Raw genomic sequence first — 12863 nt, forward strand, 5'->3', positions numbered from 1 at the left:
CCCTCGCAGAATGAGCCGCCCATGCCGCCGACATCCGGCCACCACCGCCGAGCCCGCGCATCCCGCCGCCGGCCACGCGCACCCGAGCACTACGCCCGCCTGGGAGCGCTGGCCGTGGCAACCCTCCTCTTCGCCCTCGTGGTACCCGCGGCCTACACGAACCTGACCCGCTCGGACACCACCACACCGATCGCCTCCGCCGGCGACCCGGGCGGACCGGCCACACGGGAAGCCCCCGCCACGCCGACCGAGGAACCCGAGTGGGACGGGAGGACGAAGGTGCTCGGCGACGGCTCGACGTCGTACACCGGGCCGCAGAAGGGCAGGTTGAAGCCGCAGCGGCTCAAACCGGGCGAGAAGCCGCCCCAGTTCGTCGTCTTCTCCTGGGACGGCGCCCTGGCGGGCGACGACCTGCTCTTCGCGCACTACCGGAAGCTGGCCGAGCAGTACGACGCCCACATGACGTTCTTCCTCACCGGCATCTACCTGCTGCCCAAGAACAAGGCGAAGCTCTACGCCCCGCCACAGCACGACAAGGGATCCGCGGCCATCAGCTATCCCACCGACGAGCACATCCGCACCACGCTGGAACAGCTCGGCAAGGCGTGGCAGGAGGGGCACGAGATCGGCTCGCACTTCAACGGCCACTTCTGCGGAGTCCGCGGCGGCGCCCACTGGAGCGTCGACGAGTGGCGCAGCGAGATCGACCAGTTCTACGACCTCGTGGAGAACTGGAAGACCAACACCGGCTACACCGACCTCGACCCGCTGCCGTTCGACTTCAGAAAGGAGGTCACCGGCGGCCGCGCACCCTGCCTGGAGGGCCAGGAGAACCTGCTGGAGGCCCTCAAGACCTACAAGTGGCGCTACGACGCCAGCTCCGCCGGCGACTTCCAGATATGGCCCAAGAAGAAGAACGGCGTCTGGGACTTCCCGCTGCAGATGCTCCCCTACGAGGGCGGCGACTTCCAGGGCCTGTCCATGGACTTCAACTTCCTCTACAACCAGTCCGAAGGCGAGACCGAGGGCGACCCGGCCAACTACCCCCGGTGGGAGCAGGAGACCCTCGCCACCTACATGGCCGGCTTCAACCGCGTCTACTACGGCAGCCGCGCCCCGATGTTCATCGGCAACCACTTCGAGCAGTGGAACGGCGGCATCTACATGAAGGCCGTCGACCAGGTCATCAAGAACGTGTGCAAGAAGAAGGACGTCAAGTGCGTGTCCTTCAAGGAGCTCGCCGACTGGATGGACCTACAGCGGCCCGAGACGCTGCAGCGGCTGCGCGGCCTGGACCCGGCGCAGTCACCGGACTGGTCGACGGTCGTGAAGTAGCCGGCCGGCCGTTCAACCAACCCCCCGGATAGGAGAATCCGTATGAGATCAACAAACGTGAGATCAAGAGAACTGAGCCGCACCCGCACCCGCGGCCGCGCCACCATAGTCGGGGCGGCCGTCGCGGCGCTGCTGCCCACCTGGAGCGCCGGCGCAGCCGTCGCCGACGTCGCCGACGACCCGACGGTGGACGCCAGGACCAGGGCCACCTTCCAGCAGCTGGCGGACGCGGTCCTCACCGACCGCACCAACGCCCTCGTCACCGGTGAGCGCAGTGCCAAGCCGCTGACCGACGGCTTCACGGGCGACGTACGGCTGTCCGCCGGCACGGCCCGCGACGAGGACGCCGCCCTGGCCGCGCTGGACCGGCGCAAGGACCTTCTCGCCCGGCTCGGCGAGAAGTACCGCGCGGCCGACACCGCCGTCACCCTGGACGCCACCCGCGTGACGGGCCGTACGGCCAAGGCGACCGTCACCGAGACCACGACCCTCACCTACGACAAGGTCCGCGGCGGCGAACCGCGGACCACCGGCTTCCAGGCCCGCCACGAACTCACCTTCACCGCCGACCGGCACGGCGACTGGCAGCTCACCGCCATCCGCGACACCGGCCCCGGCATCGCGGTCAACACCCTCGCCAAGCCGTCCGTGAAGGCGCCCACCGTGGACGACACCATGCCGTCCGCCCCGCGCGCCGCCACCACGTACCCCGCCCCGGCCAAGCCCAAGACCCTCACCGGCACCGCCCTGAACTACCGGGCCATGGCCACCTACGCCGAGAAGCACTGGCGCGACTACAACAAGGACTACCCCGACTTCTCAGGCCACGGCGCGGGCGGCGACTGCACCAACTTCGTCAGCCAAGCCCTCAAGGCCGGCGGCTGGAAGCACGTCCCCGGCTATGTGTACGACTACACCCGGTGGTTCGGCAACGCCGAGATCCAGTCGCACTCGTTCATCGGCGTCAACGAGTGGTCCTGGTTCGCCCAGAACTCCAGGCGGGCCACCAGCCTCGCCAACGTCTACCAGATGGACGTCGGTGACGTGCTCCAGATCGACTTCGACAAGGACGGGTCCAAGGACCACACGATGATCGTCACCTACCGCAGCCCCCAGGGCGTGCCGTATCTGACGTACCACTCGAACGACACCTACCGGCGTTCCCTGTCGAGCATCATCGCGTCGTACCGGACCTCCGCGTACTACGCCTACCGCACCTGAGCGTCCTGGGCACTGAGCCGGTACGGCTCAGTGCCCGCCCCCGCGCTCCTCACGGATCTGCGCGACGACCCGGGCCACCGTCCGCCGTACCGCCTCCGTCTCGGTCAGGAAGTGCCAGTAGTCCGGGTGCCGCCCCTCCAGCGTGCCGATCGCCCGCTCCAGCCGGCCCACCGAGTCGTCCAGCGGCCGCGCATGCCGCGGATCGGGCGTGTTCCGCCCCGCCATGGCCAGCCGCTGGGCATCCCGGATCGCGAACCTCGTCCGGTCGATCTCCTGCTGCGGATCCTTCTGTACGGCGTTCAACCGCCGCAGCCGGTCACCGGCCGCCGACACCGACTCGTCCGTGCTGTTCAGCAGCGCCCGCACCGTCGACAGCAGCGCGGTGGCGTCCGGCCAGCGCTGCTCGTCCCGCGCGGTCTGCGCCTCCCTCAGCTTCAGCTCGGCCTGCCGTACGTTCTCCCCGGCCCGCTCCGGCACACTCTGCAGGTCCTGCCAGCAGGCCGCCGTGAACCGCCGCCGCAGCTCGCTCAGCACCGGCTCCACCTGCCCGGCACGGGTCGTCAGCGCCTGCGCGCGCGTACGCAGCGAAACCAGCCGGCGGTCGATCTCGGCGGCCCGCTCCGGCAGCCGCTCCGCCTCCACCCGGACCGCCGCGGCCTCCCGCGCCACCCGCTCGGCGCGCTCCAGCGTCTGCGGCACGCCATGCTGCCCGGCGCCCTGGTTCAGCCTGGTCAGCTCCGGCCCGAGCGTCGCGAGCCGCGCCGCGAGGTCGTCCGCCTTCAGCCCCGAGCCGCGTACGGCGTCCAGCGCGTTCGACGCGGCGAGCAGGCCCTGCCGGGCACGCTCCACGGCCGGGGCGAGCCGGGCGAGCTGGGTCTCCGCCTTGCCCAGCAGCGGCCCGAGCCCGTCGGCGAACCGCTCCAGCTCCCGCTTGACGTTCTCCAGGTCGTCCTTGGCGTTGGTCAGCTCGGCACGGGCCCGGGCGGCGGTGGCGGCCTCCAGGTCGTCGCGATCGAGATCATGGGCGTCGACGGCGTTGATGTACTGGTGACTGACCTCGTCGATGCGCCGCCCCAGCGCCTCGAAGTCGGTGATCGTCCGGCGGGCGGCGGGGGAGTCGTCCACCGCCGTGATCGTCTCGATCGAGATCCGCAGGTCCCGCTGGGCCGTGTCCAGCTCGTAGAACGCGGCCGCCGCGGCGTCCTTCGCGGCCTGCGCCTCGGCGCGCTGGCTCTCGGCCCGCCCGCCGAACCAGCGCCGGGTGCCGCCGCCGGCGAAGGCGGCGGGCAGGGCGAGGGCGACGACGAGGGGGAGCGCGGCGAGCGTGAGGGTGTCGAGGGTGCCACGAAGGGCCCGGCGCGAGGCCCGCGAGATCCGCGAGCCGTACGAGATCTCGGGCCCGGACGGCGGGACCTCCCGCGCACGCGGCACTGACGGCGAGTTCGGCTGCGGAGGTGTCGCCGTCACATCCCTCTCCCGTGCTGTCATTCACCCTGCCCGGTGTCATTCTCCCACCGGTATAGGACGAACACACGGGCCGGTTAGTTCGCGATTCGGACCGTGACATTTCCATCGCCGGTCCGGGCGGAGACCAGATGCGAGCTGGTGTTGTCCCGGGGCACGGTCACATCCTCCGAGCCGTCGCCGGTCCGAGTCCGTACGTCGTACGTCGACCGCGGCAGCTCGATCGTCACCGAACCGTCGCCGCTGCGGGTCTCCACCCGGTCCGGCACGGCACCCAGTTCGAGCCGGATGGACCCGTCCCCGGTCTGCGCCTTCACCCGCCGCGACGAGACGTCGGAAACCCGCACCGAACCATCCCCCGTCTTCAGATCCAGCGGCCCACTGGAGTCGCTGACCTGCACGGACCCGTCCCCCGTCCGCACGCTCAACGCGTCCTCGAACCCCCGCGCCCGCACACCCCCGTCCCCGTCCTTGACCTTCACGGCGACTCCGCGTGGCACCTCGATCCGATGCTTGCTCGCACAGTCGACGACGATGCCGCTGCACTTCTGCCGCAGCACCAGCCGGTCGTCGTCCTCCATCGACCAGGTCACCTTCGGATCGGACCCGATCGCGACGGTCCCCTGGAACCACCGGGTGACCTCCACGGTCCCGGCCTTGTTCCCCTCGGCGGCGACGATCTCCAGCGCCGAGTCGTCGGAGTCGACGGTCAGCGTCCGCCCCTGCAGGGCGAACGACCGGTGCTCGGGCTCCTTGTCGTCCCCGGCGGCGGCCGCCCCACACGCGGCGAGCCCCGCGACAAGCGCCACGACCACCCCAAAGACGGCGACGACGCGGACGGGAACGGTACGGGCCATGACGATCTCCCCCACAGACTCTCCCGGACCCACCCTCGCGGCCCGGGACTTCGACAGTGCTTCGACCGTACGGAGCCCGGCCTCGTCCCGGGATCCGGTCCGCTCCCGGATCCGGGGTGGGGATAACCCCAGGTCTCCCCGGATCTTCCGCGATACGGGTTTGCGGGACACGGCCCCCGGCAGGGTAGGCTGTCGAATCGTTCTCGGGTGCGTAGCTCAGGGGTAGAGCGCCTGCCTTACAAGCAGGATGTCGGCGGTTCGAAACCGTCCGCGCCCACACTGACAGAGGACCCCGCCGTTCGCGGCCGGGGTCCTCCGGCGTTTCAGCCCTCCTCGGGCGCCTCATGGGCGTGCTTCAGCCTGGTGCGGGCGTCCATTCGTTCCGCTGCGGCGATCTCCGACCAGAAGCGGTGGCCGCTGACGAACACCGCGAGTTCGTGCTCGCGGCGCCGGAGCTTTTCCACCTCGGCCTGCTCGTCCTGCGTCCAGCCGGGGGAGGCGGGGCGCTCGACCTTGCGCCAGCCGTTGTCGTCGCTGAAGCCGTCCAGGGGTGCGACCGACCAGGGGAGACGCTTCAGTAGGGCCGACAGCTCGGCCCGGACCTGATGCAACTCCTCCTGACCGGCGAGGAGGTCACTCGGAAAGTCATAGGGCGTAGCCACGGCGCAATGCTACGCCTGTTCGATTTTGGGTTGCGAGTGCCTTTGGGCGGTTCATGCGAACGGGTGCGACCGAGTGCTTCAGAGTTGGCCTCACGTTCCAGGGACGGGGTGGTCGAGCCCTTCGCCGACCGGCCCCTCCAGGCGATCATCCGACCGCCACAACCAGCGCAAGGCATCGGGGAGCAGGACTCCACCGTGGTTGGGGCTGTGCCCGCCGTCGCCCAGGACGAGGCGGAAGTCGTATCCGGCTTCCGCAAGGGCGGCCGCGACGCGCAGGTTGTTGGCGAGCCAGTTCGCTTCGGGCTCGTTCCAGCGCAGGTCGCGATGGCCCGCTTGCAGGAAGACGCGCAGCGGCTTGCGGGGAACGCCGGGGATCAGTTCGGGGTAGGGGTTGCCGCCTGGCATCTGCGTGAAGCTGGACAGGTACCCGATGACGCGGCGGAACTTGTCCGGGCGCAGCCACGCCGCGGTGAAGGCGCAGTTGCCGCCGCTGCTGCCACCACAGATGCCCCACCGGTCGGGGTCCTCGGCGATCGTGTACCGCTGCGCGACCTCGGGGATGATCTCGGCCAGGAGAAAACTGACGTACCGGTCGTCGAACGCGTCGTACTCGGCGTTGCGGTTCTTCGGGTCCCCGGCGTCGGGGAAGACGCCGGGATCGACGAACACGCCGATGGTCACCGGGATGTCGCCGCGGTGGACGAGGTTGTCCAGGACGATCGCGCCGCGGACCTCTCCTTCGGGATCCAGGTACCACCATCCGTCCTGGAACACCATCAGTGACGCCGGCTGTGCGGGGTCGTACCGGGCGGGCACGTGAACCCAGAACTTCCGGGACGTGCCCGGGTAGATCGCGCTGTCCTTCCAGCCGAACTCGATCGTCTCGCCGACAGGCACGCCGGGCTGGACAGCCGAGTCGGGGCCGTGGGCATAGCGAACGTCCGACTGGTCAACCGGAAGCGACTGGTAGGGCACCTCGATCGTCACGTGGGCCAACCTAGGAGAGATCACGAGCCGTCTCAAAGGGTTTGGTGCGCACGATCGCGACGCTGGAACTTGACGCGATCGGTCACGTCCTGTGGTGGCCGGAGGAACGACGAGAGGTGACGCCGCGTGCCGACATCGTGCGAGAGCCACCGGCGCAGGCTGGAGCGCGTGGCGCCGTTCAGATGGCTTCGGCCCGCTCAGCCTGTGCTTTGCCCCGGGGATCTCGCGCGCGGGGTCCTCTCCTACCTGAACATGCCCTGAGGAAGCGACAATTCGGTCCTGGGTGATCCCGCTGTCGGCGATCACCGCTGCCGAGAAGGAGGTTCTGGACGATGAGCGGAACGGTGACGGCGGTCAGCAGCAACGGTGAGTACTCGTTCACCAAGCCGAACCGGGAGAGCATCACCCTGCTCGCCGGGCTGGGCGTGGAGGGCGACGTCCACGCCGGTGTGACGGTCAAGCACCGCTCGCGCGTCGCGCAGGATCCCACACAGCCGAACCTGCGTCAGGTGCACCTCATCCACGAGGAGTTGTTCGCCGAGGTCGGCACGACGGGATTCCGGGTGGCGCCCGGTGAACTCGGCGAGAACATCACCACGCGCGGCATCGACCTGCTCGGCCTGCCCGTCGGCACGGTCCTGCGCATCGGTGGCGAGGCGGTGGTGGAGGTGACCGGCCTGCGCAATCCGTGCCTGCAGATCGACGCCTTCCAGGAAGGGCTGCTGAAGCAGGTCGTCGGCCGGGACGAGGACGGGAACGTCGTACGGAAGGCCGGGATCATGGGCATCGTGAAGGAGGGCGGTGTGGTGCGCCCCGGTGACGTGATCAAGGTGGAGCTTCCGGATGGGCCGCACCGGCCGCTGGACCGCGTCTGAGCCCTGGCCCGCTACGGGAGTTCGCTACGCAGGCCAGTCAAGGTCGGACATGTCGAGAACGAAGCGGTAGCGGACATCGTTGTGGCGGAGGCGGTCGAGGGCCTCGTGCACGCGCGATGAGGGGAGCACCTCGACGTCGGCGGTGATGCCGTGCGCGGCGCAGAAGTCGAGCATGGCGGCGGTCGCGTGCCTGCCGCCGCTGCCCGCGGAGCTGAGCTTCTTGCGTCCCACCAGCAGGTCGGTGGTCTCCACGGTGACGGGGCCGAGGTGTCCGAGGTGGCTGAGCGTCCCGTCCATGGCGACCAGGCGCAGGTAGGGACCGAGGTCGTGCGGGGCGGAGATGGTGTCGATGACGATGTCGAACCGGTCGCGGGCGGCAGCCATCTGTCCCGGGTCGGAGGAGACGATGAGACCGGTGGCGCCGAGGCGGCGGGCGTCGTCGGCCTTGTCCGGTGAGCGGCTGACGACCGAGGTGTCGGCGCCGAGCGCCACGGCGATCCTGACTGCGAGATGGCCCAGGCCGCCCAGCCCCGCCACGGCGACGTGGGTCCCGGGCCCGGCGTCGAGGGCGTGCAGTGGTTCCCAGACGGTGATCCCGGCGCAGAGCAGAGGCGCGGCGGCGGCCGGGTCCAGCGCGGCGGGGAGCGGGTAGGCGAAGCGGTCGCGGACGACGTACTCGCGGGAGTAGGCCCCCAGGGTCGTCGATCTGTCGTGCCGGTCGACGCCGCCGTAGGTCAGGGTCGGGAAGGCGTGGCAGAAGTTCTCCTGTCCGGCCCGGCACATGGCGCACTCGCCGCACGAGTCGACGATGTTGCCCACTGCGACCGGGTCGCCGACGGTGAACCGGGTGACCGCGGGTCCGGTCTCGGTCACCACGCCCGTGAACTCGTGCCCCGGCACCAGCGGCCGGCCCCCTTCACCGGACCGGGCGCTGTCGATGGCGTGCACATCGGTGTGGCAGACACCGCAGTAGTCGACCCGGACGGCGAGGTCGTCGGGGCGCAGGTCGCGCCGTTCCAGCGGTGCCCGCCGCAGGGGCGGCGACGGGTCTTCCGCGTGCTCCTGCTCCTGCACCTGCCAGCCGACGGTGCTCCTCATGACGCCTCCATCAAGACACTGAGAAAAGAACGCTAAGAAGATCAGACAGATCAGACAGACTGTTCGGTCTATCAACGTAGGTGCATCCGAGCCCGTAGGCAAACCAACTGTTCTGTCTGTTAATCTCCAGGCATGGCTGATCAGCCCCTGAGCACGCGTGGAGCCGCGACGTACCGGCGCATCCTCGATGTGGCGACCCAGGAGTTCGCCGAGCACGGGATCGCCGGTGCGCGCGTCGAGCGGATCGTGGCCGGGGCGCGCACCAACAAGGCGCAGCTCTACGGCTACTTCGGCAGCAAGGAAGGGCTCTTCGACGCCATCTTCTTCGGCTCGCTCGAGCGGATCATGAATGTCGTCCCGATCGACGCCACCGACCTCGCGGACTGGGCCGTACGCCTCTACGACGAGTATCTCCGCCGCCCCGACCTCATCCGACTGGCCACCTGGGCACGCCTGGAGCGCCGCCCGGCCGGCCATCTGGTCGACGACCCCGACCGCCTCGACGACCCCAAGCTGCGCGCCATCGCCGAGGCCCAGGCCGCCGGTCTGGTGCGCCAGGGAGACCCGTTCGACGTGATGGCCATGGTGATCGCCATGTCGATGGCGTGGTCTCCGGTCAGCAATGTCTACGCCGCGACCGCGCAGGAGCCCCCCGAACTGCACGAGCAGCGTCGGCTGATGCTCCGGGAGAGCGTCCGCCGCGCCATGACGCCCGAGCAGCGCTAGATTCCCACCGTGCATGAGAGCAACGGCCGTCGCGGGCAGGGGCGTTACGCCCTGACGGAGTCGGAGCACGGCCACATCTGGGGTGTCTGTGCCGAGGTGGAGGGGCTTTTCCGGGAACCCGGGCGCGGGACGTACGAACTCTTCGGCTGGGTGCCGGACGGCGGTGAGGTGCGCGGCTGGGTCGGGTGCCGGGTGTGGCTGGTGCCGGAGGACGGCGCGCTGGACGCATGGCTGCTGGAGGACGCGGAGAGCCTCGGACCGCACCCGCGCACGGATGCTCTCGTGCTCACTGGCATCGACGACTACCTGGGCCCGCCGGAGGGACACCGGGGTCCGGTCCGGCTGCACGACGGGTACCGGTGGCTGGGCTCGTGCCGGGAGTTCGCGCGCGTCCTGCCCGACGAGCAGGCCGCGCCCCAGCTCGTCCTGCGGGGCCTCGCACCGGGCGAGCGACTGCGGCGGGCGATGGTCACGGGCGCGCGGCGCGCGCTGGACCTGGACGAGGCCTGGCTGGAGATACGGGACGACAGCGGCGATCCGCTCACCGACCGGCTGCTGCGGCCCAGGGTCCGTTCTTGGCGCCCGTCCTCCCACGGGCCGGATCTGATGGACCTTGAACTCGACGGAGAGATCGACAGTCCCGTACCCGCACATGCCCGTCCCCTCTGGGACCGTTGGCTCGCCGGCCCGCCACAGACCCCCGGCCTCTGGGCCGGCCTGGACACCCGGCAGCGGGAGGCCTGGCTCGGGCTCGTCCGCGAGCGGGGCTGCCGGCTCGAGCACCGGAGCCGACCGGCCGGGCAGGTGTACGAGCTGGACGGCCGGCACATCACCGACGAGCCGGGCCTCTTCCTGGCACTCGGCGAGGCCGTCAACGGGCCGGGCGGCTACTTCGGCGGCTGCGTCGACGCCCTCGTGGACTGTCTGCGCGGCGACTTCGGCCACACCGCGCCGGCGACCCTGCTCTGGCGGGACGCCGCGCCCGCGCGCGAGCACCTGTCCCAGGTCCTGACCCCGCAGGGCGAACCGTACGACCTACTCGCCCTGGTGCTCGAAGTCCTGACCGAGGGCCGGATGCGCGTCACCTTCGCGTGAATCGGCGTCCGCCACCGGGTGTGTCCGGGCCGCGCACTGCGGTGATGACGCGGGCGGTCGCGGTTCCGATGGCCGTGTTGATCGCGGTCTCGTCCGCTTCCGGTCGGGCTCTGGTGAAAGACGGCGGCGGCGTACGTGCGGCCGTCCGGGCAGGTGACGACGCCGATCTCGTTGCGTACGACGCCGAGGAGGCCGCCTGGTCACGGGGCAAGGGTCAGTGGCCCGCGGCCCTCAACTCGCCCACCACGCGGGCCGCCACCGGCACCGGCACCCCGTGCCGCTCCGCCGCGCGCAGCAACGCGCCGCCGATGGCGTCCAGTTCGAGGGGGCGGCCGGACTCGGCGTCGCGTTGCATCGAGGACTTCGTGCCGTGCGGGAAGGCCTCGTAGCGGGCGAAGGTCCCGGCCGGGTCGGTGGGTCCGCCACAGGCGCCGCTGACGGCTGTCACCTCCTCGACGAGGGACGTCAACTCCTCGCGGTGGTGGGTGAGTACGTCGCCGATGGGGAGGGCGTAGCGGGTGGTGAGCAAGGCGAAGGGCGCCAGCAAGGACATCTTGGCCCACAGGGTTGCCGACTCGTCGGCGTGGACCCGGGTCGTGGGGCCGGCCGCGTCGAGGACCCGTGCCAGGGCTTCCAGGCGGTCGGCGGGGACCGGATCACCGGTGAGGTCGATCTCGGCGAAGGGGGTGCCGTGCTCGATCTCCCCCGGGGCGACGCGGGTCGACTCGGCGCGGATGGTGGCGGGGGCCACGCGGTCCGGGCGGTACCGGGTGCGGAGGGAGGCGGGGTGCTCCACGCCGTTCAGGAACGGTATGACCAAGGCGTCGCCCAGGGCTGTGGGCGGGACGCGGGTCAGGGCCGCCTCGAGGGTGGTCGCCTTGACCGCGATCAGGCAGGCGTCCACCGGTTCACGGAGCTCGGTGTCCGCCTCGACGTCGGCCCGGAAGTCGCCGAACACCTCGCTGCGGACGTGGATACCGGTCGTACGCAGGGCCTTCGCCGTGTCGTCGCCGGCCAGGCAGATGACGCGGTGGCCGGACCTGGACAGGAGAGCGGCGAGCAGGCCGCCTATGCCGCCGGGGCCGAGTACCGCCACGGTGAGTTCGTCGTTCGCCGTCATGCGCATCCTCTCGTCGGTCGGCCCCGCGTGCCGTGCGGTGGCCGCCTTGGACTCGATCATGGCATGCGGGGCCCTCCCCGAGGGAGACTGTTCTGCATGTGCCGCAGCATCAAGACACTCCGTCCGCCCGCGTTGCCCGAGGAGGCCACGCGGGAGGAGATCCGGGCTGCGGCCCTCCAGTACGTGCGCAAGGTCTCCGGCTTCCGGGCCCCGGCCGCCCACAACCGAGAGGTCTTCGACCAGGCCGTGGACACCATCGCCGAGGCCACGGCCCAGCTACTCGGCGGGCTGGAGGTACGAGGGGCGCCGGCGCGTAGGGCGGCCGGGTAGCCCGGGGCCGGCTGAGCCGGCCGGGAGACCGGAGGTCGGCCGGCCCGCCCAGCCGGTGGCGGTGGAACGGCCCGAGCAGCAGGAGCGGGCGCGTAGCCGATCACCGGCCGGGCGCGCCCGCGATCCGGAGCCCGCCAGGACCGCGAGCCCGCCGAGCAGATGGAGACGGCGACATCCGAGCCGGCCGGCTAGCGGCAGCTCCACCTGGGCGGTCGGAGCCGACCGAGGGGCGCGGGCCAGGACCGTGCAGGTACCCACAGCCGTGCACGTCCCCACAGCCGTGGAGGGCGCCACAGCCGTGGAGGGCGCCACAGCCGTGGAGGGCGCCACAGCCGTGGAGGGCCCCACAGCCGTGCACGTCCCCACAGCCGTGCAGGTACCCGTAGTTGTAGAGGTACCCGTAGCTGCAGAGGCACGCGTAGCCGTAGAGGACCCGTACCGTACGCCTACGCCTCCGCAGGCCCCCGCCGCACCAAATACGTAGCCCCCGCCCCCGCCGCGAACAGCGCCGCCACCGACACCCCGGTCGCCAGCCACGTCGCCCCCAGCCACTGGGCGCCGAAATAGCCGAGGGCCACGCTGTAGGCGGCCCAGGCCAGGCCGGCCAGGGCGGACCAGGGGAGGAAGTCGCGGGCGCTGCGGTGGGTGGCGCCGGCGCTCAGGGAGACCACCGAGCGGCCCGCGGGGGCGAAGCGGGCGAGGACGACCAGGGCGCCGCCGCCTCGTGCCAGGGCCGCGCCGAGACGTTCCTGCGCGGAGGACAGACGGCGGGAGCGGGCGATCGCGCGGTCCAGTCGGGCGCCGCCGCGCCAGGCGAGGCGGTAGGCGACCAGGTCACCCAGGACGGAGGCGGTCGCGGCGCAGAGCGTCAGGGCCAGCAGGTCGGGGACTTCACCGGGGACCTGTCCGGTCGCCGCGCCCGAGCCGGCCGCCGCGGCCGTGGCCGCCGTGATCACCAGGACGCCGCTGGGCAGGACCGGTACGAACACGTCCAGCAGCACCGACAGTGCGACCACCACATAGATCCATGGGACCGCCGTCAGCGAACCCACGTCCTCGAGCCCCTCGAGCACCGCAAAACTCCCCGTCTTCA

Annotated in this window: 13 protein-coding genes and 1 tRNA gene; 7 read left to right on the forward strand and 7 right to left on the reverse strand. The window is 71.0% G+C overall.

Annotation, left to right across the window (positions count from 1 at the left end; genetic code table 11):
- The first annotated feature begins 21 nt into the window (after nt 1-21).
- The gene (locus tag ACP4J3_RS12355) at nt 22-1335 is read left to right on the forward strand and encodes a hypothetical protein (RefSeq protein ID WP_426533399.1); all 1314 of its coding nucleotides are present in this window, start codon (nt 22-24) and stop codon (nt 1333-1335) included.
- A 42-nt stretch (nt 1336-1377) separates the two neighbouring features.
- Complete coding sequence (locus ACP4J3_RS12360) at nt 1378-2556, forward strand: amidase domain-containing protein (protein ID WP_426533401.1); 1179 nt, start codon at nt 1378-1380, stop codon at nt 2554-2556.
- Between the two features lie 27 nt (nt 2557-2583).
- On the opposite strand, the gene ACP4J3_RS12365 is transcribed toward ACP4J3_RS12360, so the two are convergent.
- Nucleotides 2584-4023, reverse strand: a complete 1440-nt coding sequence (locus tag ACP4J3_RS12365; RefSeq protein ID WP_426533403.1) for a hypothetical protein — start codon at nt 4021-4023, stop codon at nt 2584-2586.
- 74 nt (nt 4024-4097) lie between these two features.
- A complete protein-coding gene (locus tag ACP4J3_RS12370) occupies nt 4098-4877 on the reverse strand; it encodes a DUF4097 family beta strand repeat-containing protein (protein ID WP_426533405.1) in 780 nt (259 codons plus the stop codon).
- A 205-nt stretch (nt 4878-5082) separates the two neighbouring features.
- On the opposite strand from ACP4J3_RS12370, the gene ACP4J3_RS12375 reads away from it, so the two are divergent.
- Nucleotides 5083-5154, forward strand: a tRNA-Val gene (locus ACP4J3_RS12375).
- A gap of 46 nt (nt 5155-5200) precedes the next feature.
- Here ACP4J3_RS12375 and ACP4J3_RS12380 read toward each other — a convergent pair.
- Nucleotides 5201-5539 (reverse strand): hypothetical protein, encoded by a 339-nt coding sequence (locus tag ACP4J3_RS12380; protein WP_426533406.1) that lies wholly within the window; start codon nt 5537-5539, stop codon nt 5201-5203.
- Between the two features lie 90 nt (nt 5540-5629).
- Entirely contained in the window at nt 5630-6526 is an 897-nt protein-coding gene (locus ACP4J3_RS12385) for an alpha/beta hydrolase (protein WP_426533408.1), read from the reverse strand.
- 332 nt (nt 6527-6858) lie between these two features.
- Here ACP4J3_RS12385 and ACP4J3_RS12390 point away from each other — a divergent pair, with 332 nt between their 5' ends.
- Entirely contained in the window at nt 6859-7401 is a 543-nt protein-coding gene (locus ACP4J3_RS12390; protein WP_426533410.1) for an MOSC domain-containing protein, read from the forward strand.
- Between the two features lie 24 nt (nt 7402-7425).
- On the opposite strand, the gene ACP4J3_RS12395 is transcribed toward ACP4J3_RS12390, so the two are convergent.
- The gene (locus ACP4J3_RS12395) at nt 7426-8499 is read right to left on the reverse strand and encodes an NAD(P)-dependent alcohol dehydrogenase (RefSeq protein WP_426533411.1); all 1074 of its coding nucleotides are present in this window, start codon (nt 8497-8499) and stop codon (nt 7426-7428) included.
- 132 nt (nt 8500-8631) lie between these two features.
- Between ACP4J3_RS12395 and ACP4J3_RS12400 the strand changes: the two genes are divergently transcribed.
- Nucleotides 8632-9225: a TetR family transcriptional regulator gene (locus tag ACP4J3_RS12400; RefSeq protein WP_426533413.1), complete on the forward strand. Its 594-nt coding sequence runs from the start codon at nt 8632-8634 to the stop codon at nt 9223-9225.
- Between the two features lie 9 nt (nt 9226-9234).
- A complete protein-coding gene (locus ACP4J3_RS12405) occupies nt 9235-10320 on the forward strand; it encodes a barstar family protein (protein ID WP_426533415.1) in 1086 nt (361 codons plus the stop codon).
- A gap of 214 nt (nt 10321-10534) precedes the next feature.
- Here the strand turns inward: ACP4J3_RS12405 and ACP4J3_RS12410 are convergent, their stop codons facing one another.
- Complete coding sequence (locus tag ACP4J3_RS12410) at nt 10535-11440, reverse strand: ketopantoate reductase family protein (RefSeq protein WP_426533639.1); 906 nt, start codon at nt 11438-11440, stop codon at nt 10535-10537.
- Nucleotides 11441-11536: 96 nt separating this feature from the next.
- On the opposite strand from ACP4J3_RS12410, the gene ACP4J3_RS12415 reads away from it, so the two are divergent.
- Complete coding sequence (locus ACP4J3_RS12415) at nt 11537-11770, forward strand: DUF2277 domain-containing protein (RefSeq protein ID WP_426533417.1); 234 nt, start codon at nt 11537-11539, stop codon at nt 11768-11770.
- A gap of 446 nt (nt 11771-12216) precedes the next feature.
- Here ACP4J3_RS12415 and ACP4J3_RS12420 read toward each other — a convergent pair whose 3' ends face one another.
- Entirely contained in the window at nt 12217-12843 is a 627-nt protein-coding gene (locus ACP4J3_RS12420; RefSeq protein WP_426533419.1) for a DedA family protein, read from the reverse strand.
- Nucleotides 12844-12863: the final 20 nt, after the last annotated feature.

It is taken from the genome of Streptomyces sp. UG1 (genome assembly GCF_049974585.1).
Taxonomy (GTDB): domain Bacteria; phylum Actinomycetota; class Actinomycetes; order Streptomycetales; family Streptomycetaceae; genus Streptomyces.